Raw genomic sequence first — 18,890 nt, 5'->3', positions numbered from 1 at the left:
TTAAAAGCTCCCCACCGTCCCGGGCAAGAGGAGTTACTCATCTAGGGAGGGGAGTCCACGCGGGAGAGGCGTCCCTGCCCGAGGAAACCGCTGCAGGCACTTGGTCAGCGCGCGGCGCGCGCCAGGATGCGCTCTGCACGGAGGAAGACCGGACGATCAACCATGGCACCGTCCACCGCAATGGCGCCATAGTCCCCAGCGTCCACAACACGCTGCGCCCAGGCGATCTCGGCGCGGGTCGGTGTAAAAGCGTCCGCAACTATCGGCACTTGATTTGGATGGATACAGAGCTGGCCGCCCATCCCGAGTGCGCGCGCTGATGTCGCGCTGCTACGGATGAGATTCTCGTTGCGGAACTCTGGGTTGGGAGAGTCGAGCGGGGGGCCGAGCCCTGCGGCGCGCGATGCGAGTACGAGGGCACACCGTGCGTGATCGAGCATGATGGCGCTTGTGGCATCTACGTCGACGCCAAAGTCCAGTGCCCCGAAGCCGAGCCTTACGACTGCGGGGCTCGCTGCCAGCTTGACCGCCACGGCCAGCCCTGCCGCGGTCTCCACGAGCGGCACGATCGGCACACCTGGCAGTGCGGCCGCGACCGTTTCGACATCGGCGAGAGACTCTGCTTTCGGTAATAGGACTGCGCGGAGGTGTGCACCTCTCGCTGTCGTGAATGCATTCCCCAAGGCATCGAGATCACCGGCGCCACCTTCGCTGAGCGCGTTGATACGCACCGCCGCCCAGAACGCCGGATCTGGACTGGTCAGGGCCGCCAGAGTGTCGCGACGGGACTGAACCTTCATGTCCGCCGGAACCGCGTCTTCCCAGTCGACGATCACGAGGTCAGCGCCGCATGATACGGCTTTGGCGAAGCGGTCGGCGCGATGGCCAGGAACGAACAGGGCTGTCGCAGCCTCCGCGATGGGCGAGCCGGTCATGCGGGCTCGCCCACGGGAAGCGAGCCGTCGCCGACAGTGTGCTCAACGAGCCTCACCGTCCCTCCTCGACCAGGCTGAACGACTTCATAAACACTCATTCCCCACTCCTTCATCGTTATCCTCGTGTCCTCGTGCATCCAACCCGCGTATGGGAATAGATCTGCTTGCAGGTGTCTCGTTAGGGTCTTCCCGTTCTTCGCTGAACGGAAACATGCCATCGCGTTCGGCACGGTTGCGAAGACGGTCCCTTCCCGCCTGGGTGCGTAAAACACCACAGTTTCGGGCAGGCTCGGGGGTTGGTGGGTTTCGATAATGAACTGCCGTGTCCCTCGATTGAAGGGGTGCTGGCAGCTTCGGCTAACTGCCCCTGTAAGCCTCTTTTCCAAGTTGAGTGCTTAGACACACTCCTCCCAAGCGACCACGGGGCCTTGTCTTCAGACACAATATTTACCAACCACGATGACTTCCGGATCGAGGAAGGAGCGGAGGGCCGCTGTTCACCGACCCTCCCCTCGCGGCCCCCTTTGGTGGTTCCGTCCTTGCCTCGCCCTAGTTCCGGTGGGTCATCCCGCAGCGCTGAGGGCGAGGATCTGAGCTGGACCGTCACTCACAGAATCCAGTGTCGTCACGGTCGCTAGGAGTTCGGCGGCGCGAGATAACCCGAGTCTTGCATCTACGCAGGCGTGGAATTTCTCAACGATGCGGGTAGCGGCGAGCATCTCGCCAGGTGCTCGCCCGAGGGCCACTGGTGTGAACTCGACATGCTCTGAACCGTCGCGGAGAGTCACCGTAACCCGAGCGCCGTAGCGGTCCTCGACCCGATCGTCCGGCGCGTCAAGATCGTGCACAACCGTACGTTCCAGTAGGGCGCGGATCTCTGGGGTGGACACCCGTTCACTCGTGAAATCATAGAGCGTCACGTTGCCCGACAACAGCGCACGGGCAACAGTGTACTGGACACTGAACTTGGCCTCTAGCGCCGTCGACGGCGCAGGACGATCGACGTGGGTGCGGCGTCGAGGATGTAGCTCAATGCGCACTTCCTTGATGTCATCGGCGGCGAGCGGCGACAGGGCCCTGGCGGACTCCACCGCCGAGTGAGTACTGCCGCAGCAGGGGTACTGCTTGATGATGATGCCTGGAGTCAGGATCGACCAGCCCTCGGACCCGAACCCGAGGGACACACCTTCGGGCCCCCGGCTGTCGAAGACGCGCAGGAAACCCTGCTTGTGCTCGAAGATGTCGGCTCGTGAGTACGCGCCGGATCGGGCGAGGTAGGCTGCCAGCACGCCCGACTCGGATGCTCGAGCGACCTGCAGGGGCTTGGCAGGCGTCCCGAATGACGCCTTCAATCCGTTCGCGAATGCAACGGCTAGTCCCAGCGCTGCAGCGGTCTGCTCGCTGGATAACCCGAGCAGCCGCGCGGACGCGGCCGCGGCCCCGATGCCCCCCAAAGTGGCGGATGGATGCCACCCGTGGTCATAGTGATGAGGGTTGACAATGCGCCCGAGCCGGCACGATACCTCGACGCCCACGATGTAGGCATCCAATAGGTCAGCACCCGTCGCGCCTACCTCGTTTGCGGTGGCCAACGCCGCCGGAAACACGACCGCGGTCGGATGCCCTGCCATGTCGCCGCTGGAGTCGTCGAAGTCGAGCAGGTGCGCCGCGTACGAGTTGACGAAGGCCGAGCGCGGGGCGTCGAGATGACCGGCCCTGCCCAGCAGGGTCGGCTCCCCCGTACCCCCGCCCGCCACGAGGAAGTCGAGAACGCCATAGTCGGGGCTACGCCGTGCGCCGATCGTCGTACCCAGCACGTCTAGAATCGCAAGGCGCGCAACCCGCCTCGCCTCGGCGGAGATTCCAGGGTCGGGCGAGCTCACCCAGTCAGCGAGTTGCTCTGTTATCGTGGCAGCCATCGTGTCCTTTCTGGTGTTGCTCAGAGTCCAAGGTAGAAAATGCCCTCGGGCAGTGGGATGACGAGCACCTGTGTGAGCCCGTAAATGGCGGCCGTGCCGATGAGCCCGGCGATCACCGCGGTCCTCCTACGCATTTCCGCACCGATAATCAGCGTAAGGACCAGGAAGACGAAAGCGGCGATGAGAAAGCCAACCAGCGCCGTCGTTAGGATGAAGCCCATAACGACGCCGAACCACAGCAGCCCTCGCTTCAACACGACAGACGGTGACATATCCGCGATCTGATAGTCGTAGGCCCCGGCGCTGAATGCCCCGCCCTTCTTCATGATGACGATCTCGCGGATGAGAACGATCGTGCCGATGATGACGATCCCGAGTGAAAGGTAGAAGGGAAAGCGACGCGCTACCTCCGAGAAACCCGAGGCCACAACAGCACCGAAGATACCGACGGCGACGATGAGGACAGCGAGCCCAATGCGGAGCAGTTTGGTGGTGAGCGTCTCGGTGGTGTCTCCGGCTTGGGTGCTTTCCCCCGCTACTTCGTTGTTACTGGTGATCATGACGGGTCTCTCCTGGCTGAATCGCTTCTCCCTGCACTGCTTCTGACTGTATCCTCGCCGTTTGTATTGCCATTGCTGTCGAACGTTTCAGTGGCCTCACCACCAGGCACCATGGCCGCAACGGTGACCGGGGCGGCGCCGGCGACCTTCTCCTTGATTTTCTTTGCCAAGGTGGCGAGCTTGCGCTGCTCGAGGACGGCGAATACGATCGCGGCCGCGAGAACGGCCATGAGGGCCAGTACGCCGGGGCGCGTCAGCCACTCGAAGCCGAATCGGCTCACGCTGACGGTGAAGTAGCGCTCGGAGGCAGGTCCGAGGACGAAGCCGATCAGGAGGGGGATGCGCGGCCACTGGAGCTGCTTCATCACGAAGGCGATAAGCCCGAGGATGAGCACCACGACGATATCGGCCCAGTTACGCGTCGTCTGGAAGGCAGCGAGGATGATCACGACGACGAGGAACGGCGCAACGCGACGGGCGGGCACGATCGTCATAAGCGAGATCGGACGAGCGAGGAGGATGCACAACCCTGTACCGAGGACGGTCGCTAAAGCGAGCGTCCATACGATCATGAGGAGGAGCGGCATATTCTCCTCTTCGAGCATTGACGGTCCAGGCTGCACCCCCATGAGCACGAGTGCACCGAGGATGATTGCGGTGGTAGCGCTGCTCGGGATGCCAAAGAGCATAGTGGGGACCATGTTGCCGCCCTCAGCGGCGTTGTTACCCGCCTCGGGAGCGATGACGCCGCGCACGTCGCCACGCCCGAACTGGTTGTCCTTGCGCACCGTGCTGGCCGCAAGTCCGTAGCAGAGCCAGTTGATAACGGCGCCGCCAATACCGGGGATCATGCCCAGCACAGAGCCGATCGCCGACCCTTGAATCACGAGAGGCCAGTTCTTGAGGGTGTCACGCATCCCCTCGCCTATACCACCGGAAAGCTTCTCGGAGTTCTTCGCAATTTTCTTGTTCTCGACGAATAGCTCGACGATCTCGGGAATCGCGAAGGCCCCCAGCGCAATCAGGACCAGACCGAAGCCACCATAGAGGTAGGCGATGTCGAAGGTGAACCGCAGGTCAGTAGTCGCGGGCGCGATTCCGACGGTGCTGATGAGCATACCCAGCAGTCCGGCGAGCACGCCCTTGAGCGGCGCCCCCTTGCTGAGAATCGCAACCAGGCTAAGGCCAATCAGCGTCATCATGAACAACTCGGGAGAACCGAACGCGAGGACAAGTGGACGGGCGATCGGCAGGATCGCGAACAATACGGCCGCACCGAAGAGCCCACCAAGCATCGAAGCGAAAAAGCCCGCGCCCAGCGCCCGCCCGGCTTGACCCTTCCTAGCCATCGGATAGCCGTCCATGATTGTCGCTTGACCACCGGCACTTCCCGGTAACCCGATGAGAACGGCGGGGAAAGTATCACCCGTGTGCATAACGGCGATCATGCCTATCATCAGCGCAATGCCGGTATAGGGATCCATCCCATACATGAACGGTAGGAGCAGCGACATCCCCACGACTCCGCCGATACCAGGCATGAATCCGAGGAAAAGCCCCAGGAATACACCACCCAACATCCACAGCATCCGCTCCAGCGTGAAAATCTGGTTTAGCGCCTCAAGTGCAGCCTCAAGCACCGTGCGGACCTCCCGCTTCGGTCGCAGAACCTACAGGCGCCGCGGCGAGCAGTAACTCGGTCGCGGCGAAGGCTTTCCAGATTTTTGACGACATTGGCAATCTCCAGGATCTTGTCGGGCCGTGCATGAATTGATTGGTGACGGTCGGGAGGACCGCAGTCAAGTTCAGTGAGCTTATTACACTTTCTATAGTCTGTATACCTTCCCAGTGATTTGCCTTTGCTCCAGCTTGTAGTCACCTTGCCCGACACATATGCACTCAAGAGAGCACTGGCGCAACCGAGGAACCCGCAAACTCCCGCGCCCCGAATCCGCTTTCGGCCCACTTGGGTCACCACTCTCGGCCGCGATTCTGGTCCTGCAATAGCGCCCAAACCCAGCGAAAACTCCAGCCCGGGGGGGGGTAGCGCCCATAGAGTTAAGGCTCGGCAGCACAACGTCACTGTCGCCCGCGCCGGTACATACCGCCCGCCCTTTTGCTGGCAAAGCGGTAGGCAAGAGCCGGATCTTTTTCGGGACAGGATGACAGGGCTTCCTAGGCCAACATGCGATGAGACACTTGCCTGCACGCAGTCTGTATTCTACTCTCTATAGAATCAGGTCTATCGGGTTGCTACTCTCACCCGGAATCCCGTCACAGGACAACAAGCAGAACTCAAAGTTGAGGAGAAGCATGAAGAATTTGTCGCATGATGCACGTAGCTTCCGACGTCGTACCTTCGCATCCATCGCTGGACTTAGTGTGGTCGCACTACTCTTCACAGGATGTGCCCGCCCGTCGGACACTCCGCAGACTGATGACCCCGCAAAGTTCTTCGCGGGCAAGACAATCCGGTGGGTTGTTCCCTACAAGGCCGGGGGTGGAACCGACACCTCCGCACGCGCCCTGTCCGCGCTGCTCAGCGATTACATCCCAGGCAACCCGAAGATCCAGATCGAGAACATCGAAGGCGGTAACGGCGTCCTCGGATCCAATGAGTTCGCGCAATCCGACCCGAGCGGACTGGCGATCCTCCTAACCTCCTCGTCAACCAACAACGCCGTGCTTTTCGGCGACCCCGCGGTTAAATTCGACTTCGCGGACTTCGCCCCAATTGTAGGTATCCCGGCTGGGGGGACACAGTATGTCGCGCCCGAAACCAAGATTTCAAAGCCACTCGAGCTCTGGAACTCCGCTGTACCGTTCGTCTACGGCGGCATCACGGCCGGCGGCGGCGAATTACCCCGCATCCTCGCAATGGACATGCTTGGCATCGACGTCGAGCATGTGTGGGGGTACGAGGCACGCAGTGCGGTGCAGATTGCCTTCAGCCAAGGCGAAGTCAATATCGATGGACAATCGACGGCCGCTTACCTTGAGTCGATCGCGCCCCTGGTGGACCGCGGGGAGGCTACTCCGGTCTACACGGCCGGCATGATGAAGGACGGCAAACTCGTTCGTGATCCCGCTTTCCCTGACCTCCCGCATGCCGTAGAGCTATACGAAGAGAAGTACGGCAAGCTTCCCGACGCCAAGCTGCTCGAAGCCTACAAGTTCCTGGTACTGACAGGCCACAATCTCCAGAAGGAACTATGGGTACAGAACGACGCTCCCAAGGTGGCGATCGATGCCTACCGCAAGGCGTTCGTCGACATGCAGAAAGACCCAAAGTTCGACGGGGTTCGCACCGCACTCGGTGGATACGATTTCCTGATGGGCGAATCCCTCGAATCTGACGTTAACACCGCACTTCTTGACCCGCCCCAGGACATCCTCGAATGGCTTGCCCAATACGCTAAAACCGAGTACGGAGCGGACCTTTCCCGGGGATGACCTCGAACATGGATTCCACCACGAACACACAGCAGTCGACAGAGACCAAAGCCGCACTGCCCGGCGGCGCGACCCGCGCCATTGGAAGGTGGGCTGCCTCGATAACAAACTCCTCCTTGCCCTCGCACGTCGCACACCACGGGCGCCGAATGATCGTCGACTACCTCGCAGCCAGCGTCGCAGGCTCGACTAACCCCCTATCCCAGCGGCTGCGGGAATTTCTGGCCGAAAACGAACCGGGCACTCGTGCCACCGCCATCCGCGGCGCCAGCATGACTGCCTCGGCGGCCGCATATACGAACGGCGTTGCAGCGCACGGGCTGGAATTGGACGACGGCTACACACCCGGTTCTGTGCATCCTGGGGCTGCGGTCATCCCCGCTGTCCTTGCCGTTGCGGAGGCCACAAGGGCAAGCATTGACGACGCCGCCCGAGCCGTCGCCGTCGCTGTAGAGGTGACGTCGCGGATCGCCGCTGCAGGCCACCCGGCCGTTCTCAACGCAGGCTTCCACAACACCGGGGTGACAGGCGTGTTCGGAGCGGCCGCGGGAGTAGTCAACCTCCTCGGCGGCAACGAACAGCAATACTGCGATGCTCTCGGCCTCGCCGGTTCGCACGCAGGCGCCCTCCGCGAATACCACACAGCAGCATCGGAGGTCAAGCGGCTGCACGCGGGCAAAGCAGCACGTGATGGCGTCATGTGTGGTGAAATGGCGATGGCAGGCATCTCCGGTCCCGACACTGTACTGGAGGGGCCCAATGGGTACTTCTCAGCATTCGCTCGGGGGGACTGGAATCCCGACGTGTTGCTCGGAGGGCTCGGTGAGGACTGGGTTTGCACCCGCACGTACATCAAGCCCTACCCATGCTGTCGTCACTTGCACGGACCCATTGACGCGGCCCTGGCGCTGCGGGAAACCGGGCAGTTCGACATCGATGACGTCGAATCGGTGGAAGTTTCGACGTTTGAGATCGCGACCCGATTGCGTCGTGCACCAGCGAGTACCCTCCTAGAAGCGCAGTTCAGCATTCCCTTCGCTGTCGCCGCAGCTCTTCGACTCGGGTCGGTGACGCTGGACTCTTTCCGCCCCGAGTGCATCGCGGACGCACGGGTACAGCAGCTTGCTGCACGCGTCACCATTGATGCGGATGCGAACGCGACAGCGGCCTACCCGCACGAACGCCCCGCGACGGTCACCGTTACAGCACGAGATGGACGCACTTTTGCACACCATGTCTCGCAGCCATTGGGTGAACCTGGAAACCCGATCGACGACGACGCGTTGAGCGCAAAGTTTGAATCTTTGGTCTTCCCGATCATGGGCGAAAGCCTCGGGTCCCAAATGCTTAACGCAGCGTGGCGAGGAAACGACATTACCGAAATCACTGCTGCACTCGGCGCCTGATGGTCTACATCTTGCAAATCTGAGCGGGCCGAGAAATTGCGTCCAGTCCGAGTTCGAGATCCTCGACTCCACCTGAAGACCAGACGCAGGAAGCGGCACGCTCGGAGCGCAGGTCCGTGTGTTCGTTTTGGCCAGGGGTTCAAAGGGCCGTAGTTGTGCGGGTTGGGATTGGGGGTGGGGGTGTTCCTGCCAGGGCAATTGAGTGATAGCTGGGGCCGACCGTCCCGCCCCCGATCTCTATTCGTGCATGGTCGCGGGTCCGAAGCAGATCTTCCACCTGTTTCCAACTTCGATGTGAGCATGGCGCTGGTTTCGAGTTGACCTGCCACTAAGCCTAGCAATCACTTCGGAAGAGGCGGCCCATATCGAATTTTCGTCTGGCGCCACAAAAGCCAGGGAACCTGACTCCGAAACGCAGAATGTTTCGCTTAATCGGTGTATCAGCCAAAAGCTCGATAAAAAGGAGATGTCCGTAATGACGCTCGAGAAGGTAAGGGTAAAAATTTACCCCAGTTCGGTGGAGAAAAGAGACCTTGACTTAGCTAGGGCAATCGACTATTTGCTACCCGTGGCATTCGAAAATCGGCAAGGACTATTAGTCACGCGTTGCAGTGCTTATGAGTACCATGTGGAGGTGTCCAGGGCCGTTCCCTGCGGCGTCATCCTGGAAAGTCGCACCTAAGGCGCAGGCCCGACATGGCCGTAACAGTCGAAGACTGAGCTAATCGGTTCCAACGATTGGGTCAGATTACGTTGGAGAATGGCCTGCTCGGCCAGCAGGAACATCCCGAGGTTCGCGCTGCGGTCGAACACTGCCTCGCCGCAGCCACGCCCACCGGAAAACCGGCAGGCGTCCTTAACAGCTGACACCATTCAGCACTACCTGCCCAACGGCACCAACTTCATCCTCGACGGCGCCGACGTCCCTCCTCGTCCGAGGCACTGAAGCCCTCGCCGCCCAATACGTCAAGCCAGGCGGCACCGCCGCCAGCTACGGACAACCTAGGACTTTCCCATGAGCGTTTCAGAGATTTCCTTTGCCATTTCATCCGAGCACGAAGCTGCGCTCCTCACCTCCGTGCCCACGGGCTTGCTGATCGGCGGGCAGTGGCGGGACGCGTCCGACGGCGGCACGTTCGACGTTCACGACCCCGCCACCGGACAGGTTCTCGCCACCCTCGCCTCGGCCACCAGCGAAGACGCCGTCGCGGCACTCGACGCGGCGGACAAGGTCCAGGCTTCCTGGGCGCGGACGGCACCGCGGGTGCGGGCGGAGATCCTGCGCCGGGCCTTTGATCTGGTCACCGAACGGGCCGAGGACTTCGCGCTGCTGATGACCCTCGAGATGGGCAAACCCCTGGCCGAGGCCCGCGGCGAGGTCACCTATGGCGCGGAGTTCCTGCGCTGGTTCTCCGAAGAAACCGTCCGCGATTACGGCCGGTACCTCACCGCCCCCGAGGAGAAGAACAAGATCCTGGTCCAGCACAAGCCCGTGGGACCGTGCCTGCTGATCACGCCGTGGAACTTCCCGCTCGCGATGGCCACGCGCAAGGTCGCCCCGGCCGTCGCCGCAGGCTGCACCATGGTCCTCAAACCGGCCAAGCTCACCCCGCTGACCGCGCAGTACTTCGCGCAGACCATGTTGGAGGCCGGCCTGCCCGCCGGAGTCCTGAACGTCGTCTCCTCCGCCAGCGCCTCCGGCATCTCCGGCCCGCTGCTGAAGGATTCCCGGCTGCGGAAGGTGTCCTTCACCGGCTCCACCCCGGTGGGCAAACGGCTCATGGCCGACGCCGCGCATAACGTGCTCCGCACTTCCATGGAGTTGGGCGGGAACGCACCGTTCATCGTGTTTGAGGACGCGGACCTGGATAAAGCCGTCGACGGGGCCATGGCGGCGAAGATGCGGAACATGGGCGAAGCCTGCACCGCGGCCAACCGGTTCCTCGTCCACGAATCCATCGGCGCCGAGTTCACGGCGAAGTTCGCCGCCGCGATGGGTTCCCTGGCCACGGGCCGCGGCACCGACCCCAAAACCCAGGTCGGCCCGCTCATCGATGCCGGCGCAAGGGTTGACGTGCACGCCCTCGTCACGGCCGCCGTCGATGCCGGCGCCACCGTCCTCACCGGCGGCACCCCCAACGAGGGTCCCGGTTACTTTTACCCGCCCACCGTCCTCGCGAACGTCCCGAACGACGCCGCGATCCTCGGTCGGGAAATCTTCGGCCCCGTCGCCCCCATCACAACCTTCACTACCGAGGACGATGCCATCCGTCTCGCCAACGCCAGCGAATACGGCCTCGCGTCCTACGTCTACAGCCGCGACTTCAACCGGCTCCTGCGCGTAACGGAGCAGATCGAATTCGGCATGGTCGGCTTCAACGCCGGTGTCATCTCCAATGCCGCCGCACCCTTCGGCGGCGTCAAGCAATCCGGCCTCGGCCGCGAAGGCGGCTCCGAAGGCATCGCCGAATACACCACCACCCAATACATCGGCATCGCCGACCCCTACGCCCCTTAGGCTAGAGCTCTCGGGAATCCCAGCCGGCGCCGGCTACTTCGACAAACACCAGAAACTGCAGGTTATCGCTGAGATTGAAATAGAGGACAAGCTCCCAGGGCCGCTCGGCCTGCGCAACAGCATGAAAACCGTTCTTAATCTGGGCCTTGATAAACCCCGATTTTTTTACCTTCCCTCCAGCTGTAGGGTGCGGCGGGAGAGTCAAGGCGCAGGACCGGTAGAGCATCCCCCTGCTCATCCGGTGGTCACGGCCAGGACGGCCTTCGGAACACGGCTGCCAGCGCGAGCTGAACCAACTCGGCAGCCCGTGGACGCCGTCCCAAAACCTCGAAGAGGCTGCTTTCCGTCCGCGTACCACCCAATCCTCGTTCGCGAGTTCCTGCATCGTCACGGACGTCCCGTGGGCGAGCCGAAGATCAGCGTCGACGATGACGCCTGTTTGGGTCGTCGATGAGGGGGACGAGAACGAACTTTTCCGAGGAAACCGTTTCGTGCACACCCAAAGCATTGAAATGTTCACCCCGCCTGAGCTCAGTCGATCCTGGAGGGCGTCCTGTTTCAGATTTTGGATCGAAAGTTCCATGCCTAGATACCGTTTCTTGAAGCGGCGGATAACCAAGGGAACAAAAGTGCTGGCAAGGTCCCGATCGCGCGTCTCCGCGGCATTCCCGCTACTTCGGCAAGGTCCGCTTTCGGCGGCATACAGCTGTTGTTCCACCAGAGGGTGTGGGCAACGAGCGTCTTGCTCTCTTACGTGAGCTGGACATCATCGGAGAGCCGCCTAACAAGGAATTGCCGCACATCGTTCTCGAACTTCATCCGTTGTTGCCAAGCAGCGGATGGCGTGTAGTAAAGCGCCCGGCGGCGGCCATGATTGGTCCGGCCTGGTCGACTTTCGCCAGCAAATCAGGCCGCGCTTCGTTGAGCATGCGCAACCTAAAGCGGGTGCCTACCTATTTGAAGCTCATGTAGTAGTGGCTGAAGAGCGTTTGGCTTTTCGATTTCGGGGAAATACGGCCCGGAGGTGCTGCCGCACGGTCAGCTCGCTGTACCGGCTGACAGCGATCAGCGAGGACAGTCCGGTCAGCAGGACGATAACGCCGCCGACGGCCACCGCCCAGCGCGGGCCAAATTCCGTGCCGATCCACCCCATCAGGGGCGCGCCCAAGGCAGTCCCGCCCTGCAAGACCGCCAGATACAGGGCCAGAACCCGCCCGCGGAACTGCGGCTCCACCGACAACTGGATGCTGGTGTTGCAGCTGTTGAGGAAGGTGATGGAGGCCAGGCCCACCGGAATCAGGACGGCGGCGTAGAGCCAGAACGACGGCGACAGACTGCCTACGAGCGTGAAGAACCCCAGCCCTAACGCGCCGCCGAGCAGGAAACGGAGCCGCGGGCCGGACCTGCGTGCCGCGAGTAGGGAGCCGGCCAGTGTCCCCACTGCCATGATGGAGCCAAGGAGGCCAAATTCTTCCGGTCCCATCCCGAACTCTGCGGTGGACATCAGCGCATTGGTAAGGGGGAAATTCATCCCGAAAGCTCCCAAGATTCCCCCCATAACAAGGATGAGTACCAGGTCGGGACGACTGCGGACATAGCGCAGGCCCTCCGCGACCTGGTGCTTGCCACGGGTTGCCGGCACGGCAGGATCCAGCTCGGATGTACGGATCCGCCAGAGGGAAAGTAGGACCGCGGCGAAGCTGGCCGCGTTGAGAAGAAAGACGGGGCCGGTGCCCATCCACTCAATAAGCACGCCGGCAATGGCCGGTCCGGTAAGCCGGGCCGTGTTGAACGACGCAGAGTTCAGGGACACGGCATTGGAAACGTGCTCCTTCCCCACCAATTCCGCGACAAACGCCTGACGCGCTGGACCGTCCATGGCGCTGGCCAGACCCAGACACAGAGCCGCAAGGTAGACGTGCCACAGCTGCGCCGACCCGGTCACCACCAGCAGCCCTACCGCCAGCCCACACAGGCCCATGGCCGCCTGAGTCCACAGCAGGATCAGGCGTTTACGGTAGCGGTCTGCAAGGACTCCAGCGTAGGGGCCCAGCAGCAGCATCGGCAGGAACTGCAGCCCGGTGGTGATGCCGACGGCGGTTCCGGAATGGTCCGTGAGGACGGTCAGCACAAGCCAGTCCTGCGCGATCCGCTGCATCCACGTGCCGATATTGGAGACGAGCGCCCCGCCTGCCCACAGCCGGTAGTTGCGGTTCTCGAGTGCCCGGAACATGGCGCTCATCGAGCACTCAACTTCTGCATGAGGTGGGCGGCGCGGCTGAGGATGAGTCTGTCTTCTGCGCTCAGTCCGGCGACCCGGTGGGCCAGCCAGGCTGTCCGCTGTTCGCGGGCTTCTGCGAGGACGTCCTCACCGGCAGGAGTGATAGTGACCCTTATCTGGCGGCCGTCTGTGGGATGGGCTGTCCGGGAAACGAACCCCTGCCCTGTGAGGGCGTTGACTATCCGGGTCATGGACGGTGCCTGGACGTGTTCCCGCTCTGCGAGTTCGCGGAGGGTCTGCGGGCCCTTGCGCAGTTGGGCGAGGACCGTGTACTGCCCCGGGGTGATGACATCACCGGTTGCCTCGGCGCGGAGCCTTCGGGATGTGCGCATCACCGCCGTGCGGAGTTCGATTGCCAGGATGTCCGGTCTGGTGCTGTCGCCAGCCTCGTGGTCACCAGTCTCTTTGGAAATGGTCATTGAATCCGTTGCGCCTCCTACATTTACAGTTAGCAATGCTAATTAGCTCCGCTAACGATTGTTTCCCGAATCAGGCGCGGCCGCAAGTGGCGCCGTCGAAGAACGTGTGGAAAGGACCGGCACCCGAAGGTGGCGACCCCTGGCACCCCAACGGCGGTGCTGAAAGCGTCCTACCTAGCCGGACGTCGCTGGCTGGCCCCTGGAGTTACGTCTACCTACTGTCTGCCATCGACGCACACCGCCAGTTCTGACCCCGGCGTTGGCGCACAACAAGACCAGGTCCTGATGCCGGAAGCCTTCCAAAACGCCGAAATAGTCATAGAGCGGGAGTTCTCGCAGCTACTTCTACTCCCGTGCTTTGAACGCCGATAACGGATCTTCCGTCAGCCTACGGCCGCTTTGGCTAAGCACAACGACGGCGGACGATAGCCTTGAGGCCCCCTTACCCTGACCGTCGACGCTCGTGGTACCGCCGTGAGCCGGCACTCGAGGCCGGGCTGCCCGTGCGGGGCGAGTGTCGTCAATATGACTGAGAAGCTCAGGTTCGTGTACCAGCAGTGTCTACCGTGTGGTGTTCGGTCACGAATGGCCCGAGCAGCGTCTTGAGGTGGGAGTGGACTTGGCCCGGCGTTTGGCCGGATTCGAGCATGCGGGTGCCGGCGTGGACGACGGAGTTGATCATTTCGGCCAGTGATTCGGGATCGGGAACCCCGAGTTCTGTGAGCGTCTCGATGAGCGGTTCCTGGAGCTGGCGGTGCATCCGGGTGGCTTGCTCGTCGAGTTCGGCACCGGGGGCCAATGCCGCCAAGGCTGCCCCGACGGCGTGGGCTCCTTCGGCGACAAGGTCCACGTTGGCCGTGGCGTAGGCCAGGATCCGGTCGGCTTTGGTGGGGGCGTCGGCCATGGCGGAGGTGACCCGTTCGGTCCAGCGCGGGAAGATGTCGCGGACCAGGGCCTGGAGCAGGTCCTGCCGGGAGTCGAAGTACTGGTAGACGCTGGGTCTTGAGAGGCCTGCCCGCAAGGCCACATCGGCCATGGTCGGCGCTTCCGAGGTTTCCTGCAGGAGTTCGTGGGCAGCGTCCAGTAGTGCGCGCTCCTGCGCGGCGCGGTGCTCCACGACGGTGGCGGCACTGATTCTGGGCATTACGGGATCCTTTGACGCTGACTAACCTACGCATCAAGAGTACGGCGGGCGACGGCGGCCTGCCGAGCGGGCCGCCGTCGTCGTACCCGGAGCCGTGGATGCTAGCGGACCGGGGCAGGGGCCCCTAGGCGGCCATCCACCATTTCAGCGACGCGGTCGCAGTAGACGAGGACGTCGTGGTCGTGGGTAACCATGATGGTGGCGACGCCGTGGTCATGGCTTTGCCGGGCGAGGAGTTCCACGACTTCGCGGCTGCGCGCCCGGTCCAGGGACGCAGTCGGTTCGTCCACGAGGAGGAGTTTCGCCCCGGTGACGAGTGCCCGCGCGATGCCGATGCGCTGGCGTTCGCCGCCGGAGAGCTGGGCGGGGCGGTTGGCGGCACGGTGGGCCATGCCGACGGATTCCAGCAGGGCGACGGGGTCGAAGGTCTTTGGTCCGCCCGCGAGCCGGTTGACCAGCCGGAGTTGGTCCGCTGCGGTCAGTGCCGGGATGAGGTTGCCGGACTGGAAGACGAAGCCGATGTTGGCGAGCCGGAAAGCGGCGCGCTTCCCCTGGCTCAGTTGGGAGAGGTCCTGGCCGTTGACCGTGACCGTTCCGGAATCCGGGGCGGCGAGGGCGCCGGCGACGGCGAGCAGGGAGGATTTGCCGGAACCGGACGGCCCGACAATGGCAAGGAACTCGCCCGGGGCAACATCGACGCTGACGTCATCGAGGGCTGTCACCTTGGTGTCGCCGTCGCCGAGTTCCATCACCGCGTGGCGGATGGACAGGCCGGTGGTTCGGGGTGCGTCGGCGAGGCTTGCGCCGGCCGCCGTGAATGTGGGGTTGGTCATCGCTGTCCTCCAAGGGCATTAAGCGGGTCGATCCGGGAAATACGGACCACGGCCACGGCGGCGCCGATCAGGCCCAGGCCAATGGTGAGAGCCGTGGCGATGGCGATCGGTGCGGCCTCGAGTGCGAATGGCATGGCCTCGGGCATGGCGGCACCCAGTCCGAGGCCGGCGGCCACGCCCAGCGCGGTGAATCCCACCAGCAGGATGGCGGCCTGGGCCAGTCCGTCCCGCAGCAGGTAGCCGGTAGAGGCACCGATGGCCCGCAGCACCGAGATTTCGTGCTTGCGTTGGATCGTCCACACGGTAAAGAACGCACCGACCACGAGGGCGCAGATCGCGTAAAGGAAGACCTGGATCATGCTCAGGGTCATGGTCTCGGCCTCATAACCGGGAGATGCATTAAAAGCGGCGGACAGGGATTTGCTGGACGTTCCGGCGGCGGTGTCGCCGGCGGCAAGGTCCAGCTTGGCGCCGGGCTTCGCCTGGACGGCAACGACGCTTGCGGTATCGAAGTCCAGCGAGGACAGCTGCGCAGCGCCGGGAGCTCCGGCCGCGGCCTGGCCGGAGGCGATCAACTGCCAGGTTTTCCAGGGCAGGTAGGCCACGTCGACGTGGCCGAAGGTGGCCTGGCCGTCGGTGAAGCCAACTACTTTGAGCTGCGTGCCGATCCGGTCCAGCGTCACGACCGTGCCGAGGTCGATGCCTTCAGCCTTTGCGGTCGAGGACACAACAATGCCGTCCGTATCGCCGAGTCCGCTGCCCGCGGAGCGGGACGGTTCCAGGAAGGATCCGGGTTCGATGCCGAAAAGCGTGAGGTCGACCTGCTTGCCGGAATCGGTGGTGGCATTGGCCATACCCACGCCCATCTTCTCAGCGGCGGCCACGCCCGTGACGCCCCGCCAGGCGGTGAGCTGCCGGTCATCGATCACGGAGCGGGAGAACGCGTTATCGGTCTTGGTGCCCTGGTCGAAGGCGAAAGCGGTGACCGGCATCGACTTGAGGCCGGACACGCCATCGTTGACGAGGCCCGAGGACAGGCCGGAGAGCATCACCATCAGTACGGCGACGAGGGCAATGACACCGCCCATCAGGCTGAAGCGGCCACGCGCGAACATCAATTCGCGGAGTGCAAGGAACATTGAAAGTCCTAATCTCGATGGGAAAGAAAGATCCTGACGCCATGTCGGCATCTTTCTGACATCTTGTCAGAAAGAGATCAAGCTTCCAAAATTCAGCCGCCGCGACCCAAGGGCCGCAGCTTCACAGTTTGAATCACGTGACTGCGGTCACTGAAATGGCGCAAAAGCAGCGCTGAGATGACTTCTGCAACCTACTTCCAGTCGTCCGTGAAATAGCCCAACGACCAGCGTTCGGCCCGCCGCATGGCTCCGATAGGGCCTACAGCGTCGGACTACCCAGGACCACCGCCGCCGCCGCCGCCGCGCCCCGACAGTGAGCGACTCCAAAATAGCCAGCAGCGGCTTTTTGATTCACCAGGACGACAGGCTTTACGGCCGGGATGTACTAGAACGCCAGCGAGCTCTTGCGAACGCCGAATCTAGAATCTACACTCTAGGGAAGCGGTCAAGTGTGGCCGTCATCACTGAGAGGGAAAGCAATGTCGCTTGCGCTAGCCGCGTTGTCACACGCGCCGTCATTTGGAAACGTCGATCCGGGCGGGACGATCTTCGCGGAAATCAACGATGCCCTGGGCGAGGTTCGGTCGTTCGTAGAGGATTTCGCTCCCGATGTCACGGTGATCTTCGGCCCGGATCACTTCAACGGCGTCCTTTACTCGATGATGCCGCCGTTCGCCATCGGCGCGCAGGCTGTCGGCGTCGGCGACTACGGGACATTCGAGGGCCACCTGCCCGTTGACTCCGAAGTGGCACGTGAGTTGCACGCGCTGACCATCGCGCAGGGGATCGATATCGCCCGTTCGGAACGGCTGGAGGTCGATCACGGCGTGATGCAGCCGCTGGAATTCCTCTTCGGCGCGGGATTCACCCGTCCGTTCGTGCCTGTTTTCGTCAACGCGCTTGGTAAGCCCCTCACGCCCATGTCCCGTATTCGGATGATGGGCGAGGCGATCGGCCGGGCGGCCCAGCAGCTGGACAAGCGCGTTCTCCTGGTGGCCTCGGGCGGCTTGTCGCATAACCCCCCGGTCCCGGTGTATGACGGTTCGCCTGAGCCGATTCAGCAGCGCCTCGTTTCCTATTCGCCGTCGAAGGCGGACCGGGCTGCCCGCGAGGGCAAGATCATTGAGGGCATCCAGGCCATTGCGGATGGCCGCGCCTCGAGTGCACCGCTTAACACTGAATGGGACCAGAAGCTGCTCGACGTGTTCCGTTCGGGCTCCCTGACCGACGTCGACAACTGGGATAACGACGAGTTCATCGCCGAAGGTGGCAGTGCCGCCCACGAGATGCGGTCCTGGATTGCAGCCTTCAGCGCCCTGTCCACCGCGGGCGACTACAACCTGGTGGTCGACCGGTACTGGCCCGTCCGGACCTGGGGCGCCGGGTTCGGCATCACAGCGGCCATCCCCAACGCAGTATGAGCCAGAAGACAATGTGGGAGCAGATCGCGGATCTGCCCCACACCCTTGAATACGTGCAGGTGGGGGAGTGGAACACCCGCGTCCTGTCCGTCGGCGCGGGGGAGCAGACGCTGGTGCTCCTCAACGGCACGAGCGGACACATCGAAGCGTGGACCCACAACATACGGGTACTGGCCCAGACGTACCGGGTCATCGGATACGACTATCCGGGGCACGGCTATTCGACGCTCGCCGACGCCGATCTGGAAATCCCGGACTATGAGGCACACTTGCTCGAACTCCTCGACGTACTCGGACTGGATCGGGTGCACCTCATCGGGGAGTCCCTGGGCGGCTGGATAGCGATCAAGTTCGCTGCGCACCACCCCGAGAGACTGCGAAGCGTTGTCCTCAGTGCACCCGGCGGTCGAATGATCAGCAACAGCTCGATGGCCCGGGTGAGTCCGGTGAGCCGGAAGGCTGTCGAGGAGCCGACGTACGGGAACGTCAAGGCTCGACTGCAAGTGGTCATTCACGATCCTGAACAGATCACCGACGAGCTCGTCGAGGTCCGTCGGGCCATTTATGGGCGCCCCGGCTTCATCAAGTCAATGGAGCACATCATGGCGCTCCAGGTGCCTGATATCCGGGCGCGAAACCAGGTCACCGAGGAAGATTATGCGGCCATCCCCGTGCCGGCATTGCTCGTGTGGACCGACCACGAGCCAACTGGTGGCGTAGCGACCGGCGAGTCTCTGGCGGCAGCAATACCGGACGGTGAATTCGTGCTGATTCGCAACGCCGCCCACTGGCCGCAGTGGGAGGACCCCACCAGCTTCAACGACAAGACACTCGACTTCCTCCGCAGAAAGGCCTGACACAG

The 18,890-nt window shown here is 62.8% G+C and carries 15 protein-coding genes; 5 read left to right on the top strand and 10 right to left on the bottom strand.

Features of this window, described 5'->3' with window-relative positions:
• Positions 1 to 104: 104 nt before the first annotated feature.
• From J2X01_RS13000 to J2X01_RS12985, 4 genes are all read right to left on the bottom strand, one after another.
• A complete protein-coding gene (locus J2X01_RS13000) occupies positions 105 to 935 on the bottom strand; it encodes an HpcH/HpaI aldolase/citrate lyase family protein (protein ID WP_310057862.1) in 831 nt (276 codons plus the stop codon).
• Positions 936 to 1,498: 563 nt separating this feature from the next.
• Positions 1,499 to 2,854: an MmgE/PrpD family protein gene (locus tag J2X01_RS12995; protein ID WP_310057859.1), complete on the bottom strand. Its 1,356-nt coding sequence runs from the start codon at positions 2,852 to 2,854 to the stop codon at positions 1,499 to 1,501.
• Positions 2,855 to 2,874: 20 nt separating this feature from the next.
• On the bottom strand, positions 2,875 to 3,414 hold the full coding sequence (locus tag J2X01_RS12990; protein WP_310057856.1) for a tripartite tricarboxylate transporter TctB family protein: 540 nt from the start codon (positions 3,412 to 3,414) through the stop codon (positions 2,875 to 2,877).
• A complete protein-coding gene (locus tag J2X01_RS12985) occupies positions 3,411 to 5,054 on the bottom strand; it encodes a tripartite tricarboxylate transporter permease (RefSeq protein ID WP_310057853.1) in 1,644 nt (547 codons plus the stop codon). Before J2X01_RS12985 ends, J2X01_RS12990 begins: the two co-directional genes overlap by 4 nt.
• Positions 5,055 to 5,796: 742 nt before the next feature.
• Between J2X01_RS12985 and J2X01_RS12980 the strand changes: the two genes are divergently transcribed.
• From J2X01_RS12980 to J2X01_RS12965, 3 genes are all read left to right on the top strand, one after another.
• Entirely contained in the window at positions 5,797 to 6,867 is a 1,071-nt protein-coding gene (locus tag J2X01_RS12980; protein WP_310057849.1) for a hypothetical protein, read from the top strand.
• Positions 6,864 to 8,273 carry an MmgE/PrpD family protein gene (locus J2X01_RS12975; RefSeq protein WP_310057846.1) on the top strand — a complete coding sequence of 470 codons (1,410 nt, stop codon included), beginning with the start codon at positions 6,864 to 6,866 and terminating at the stop codon, positions 8,271 to 8,273. Before J2X01_RS12980 ends, J2X01_RS12975 begins: the two co-directional genes overlap by 4 nt.
• A gap of 1,015 nt (positions 8,274 to 9,288) precedes the next feature.
• Entirely contained in the window at positions 9,289 to 10,791 is a 1,503-nt protein-coding gene (locus J2X01_RS12965; RefSeq protein ID WP_310057843.1) for an NAD-dependent succinate-semialdehyde dehydrogenase, read from the top strand.
• 1 nt (position 10,792) lies between these two features.
• Here J2X01_RS12965 and J2X01_RS12960 read toward each other — a convergent pair whose 3' ends face one another.
• From J2X01_RS12960 to J2X01_RS12935, 6 genes are all read right to left on the bottom strand, one after another.
• Entirely contained in the window at positions 10,793 to 11,509 is a 717-nt protein-coding gene (locus J2X01_RS12960) for a LysR substrate-binding domain-containing protein (protein WP_310057840.1), read from the bottom strand.
• A 246-nt stretch (positions 11,510 to 11,755) separates the two neighbouring features.
• Entirely contained in the window at positions 11,756 to 13,033 is a 1,278-nt protein-coding gene (locus tag J2X01_RS12955) for an MFS transporter (protein WP_310057838.1), read from the bottom strand.
• The gene (locus J2X01_RS12950; protein ID WP_310057835.1) at positions 13,030 to 13,491 is read right to left on the bottom strand and encodes a MarR family winged helix-turn-helix transcriptional regulator; all 462 of its coding nucleotides are present in this window, start codon (positions 13,489 to 13,491) and stop codon (positions 13,030 to 13,032) included. The genes J2X01_RS12955 and J2X01_RS12950 overlap by 4 nt, the downstream gene beginning before the upstream one ends.
• A gap of 538 nt (positions 13,492 to 14,029) precedes the next feature.
• Positions 14,030 to 14,635, bottom strand: a complete 606-nt coding sequence (locus tag J2X01_RS12945; protein ID WP_310057832.1) for a TetR/AcrR family transcriptional regulator — start codon at positions 14,633 to 14,635, stop codon at positions 14,030 to 14,032.
• Positions 14,636 to 14,736: 101 nt separating this feature from the next.
• Positions 14,737 to 15,468: an ABC transporter ATP-binding protein gene (locus J2X01_RS12940; protein ID WP_310057830.1), complete on the bottom strand. Its 732-nt coding sequence runs from the start codon at positions 15,466 to 15,468 to the stop codon at positions 14,737 to 14,739.
• Positions 15,465 to 16,607, bottom strand: coding sequence for an ABC transporter permease (locus J2X01_RS12935; RefSeq protein WP_310057827.1), 1,143 nt, complete (start codon positions 16,605 to 16,607; stop codon positions 15,465 to 15,467). The genes J2X01_RS12940 and J2X01_RS12935 overlap by 4 nt, the downstream gene beginning before the upstream one ends.
• A gap of 479 nt (positions 16,608 to 17,086) precedes the next feature.
• On the opposite strand from J2X01_RS12935, the gene J2X01_RS12930 reads away from it, so the two are divergent.
• Both J2X01_RS12930 and J2X01_RS12925 read left to right on the top strand, forming a co-directional pair.
• Complete coding sequence (locus tag J2X01_RS12930) at positions 17,087 to 18,028, top strand: 3-carboxyethylcatechol 2,3-dioxygenase (RefSeq protein ID WP_310057825.1); 942 nt, start codon at positions 17,087 to 17,089, stop codon at positions 18,026 to 18,028.
• A complete protein-coding gene (locus J2X01_RS12925) occupies positions 18,025 to 18,885 on the top strand; it encodes an alpha/beta fold hydrolase (RefSeq protein ID WP_310057823.1) in 861 nt (286 codons plus the stop codon). The genes J2X01_RS12930 and J2X01_RS12925 overlap by 4 nt, the downstream gene beginning before the upstream one ends.
• Positions 18,886 to 18,890 lie beyond the last annotated feature (5 nt).

It is taken from the genome of Arthrobacter ginsengisoli, from assembly GCF_031456935.1.
GTDB classification, from domain to species: Bacteria; Actinomycetota; Actinomycetes; order Actinomycetales; family Micrococcaceae; genus Arthrobacter; species Arthrobacter ginsengisoli.
The sequence above is the reverse complement of the archived record's forward strand: the minus strand, read 5'-3'. Positions and strand labels throughout refer to the sequence as shown.

Excerpts from the sequence above, each read along its gene's own strand:
- J2X01_RS12965 (WP_310057843.1), top strand. The coding sequence starts at position 9,289 with ATGAGCGTTTCAGAGATTTCCTTTGCCATTTCATCCGAGCACGAAGCT.
- J2X01_RS12945 (WP_310057832.1), bottom strand. The coding sequence starts at position 14,635 with ATGCCCAGAATCAGTGCCGCCACCGTCGTGGAGCACCGCGCCGCGCAG.
- J2X01_RS12975 (WP_310057846.1), top strand. The coding sequence starts at position 6,864 with ATGACCTCGAACATGGATTCCACCACGAACACACAGCAGTCGACAGAG.
- J2X01_RS12955 (WP_310057838.1), bottom strand. The coding sequence starts at position 13,033 with ATGAGCGCCATGTTCCGGGCACTCGAGAACCGCAACTACCGGCTGTGG.
- J2X01_RS12935 (WP_310057827.1), bottom strand. The coding sequence starts at position 16,607 with ATGTTCCTTGCACTCCGCGAATTGATGTTCGCGCGTGGCCGCTTCAGC.
- J2X01_RS13000 (WP_310057862.1), bottom strand. The coding sequence starts at position 935 with ATGACCGGCTCGCCCATCGCGGAGGCTGCGACAGCCCTGTTCGTTCCT.
- J2X01_RS12995 (WP_310057859.1), bottom strand. The coding sequence starts at position 2,854 with ATGGCTGCCACGATAACAGAGCAACTCGCTGACTGGGTGAGCTCGCCC.
- J2X01_RS12990 (WP_310057856.1), bottom strand. The coding sequence starts at position 3,414 with ATGATCACCAGTAACAACGAAGTAGCGGGGGAAAGCACCCAAGCCGGA.
- J2X01_RS12930 (WP_310057825.1), top strand. The coding sequence starts at position 17,087 with ATGTCGCTTGCGCTAGCCGCGTTGTCACACGCGCCGTCATTTGGAAAC.
- J2X01_RS12925 (WP_310057823.1), top strand. The coding sequence starts at position 18,025 with ATGAGCCAGAAGACAATGTGGGAGCAGATCGCGGATCTGCCCCACACC.
- J2X01_RS12940 (WP_310057830.1), bottom strand. The coding sequence starts at position 15,468 with ATGACCAACCCCACATTCACGGCGGCCGGCGCAAGCCTCGCCGACGCA.
- J2X01_RS12950 (WP_310057835.1), bottom strand. The coding sequence starts at position 13,491 with ATGACCATTTCCAAAGAGACTGGTGACCACGAGGCTGGCGACAGCACC.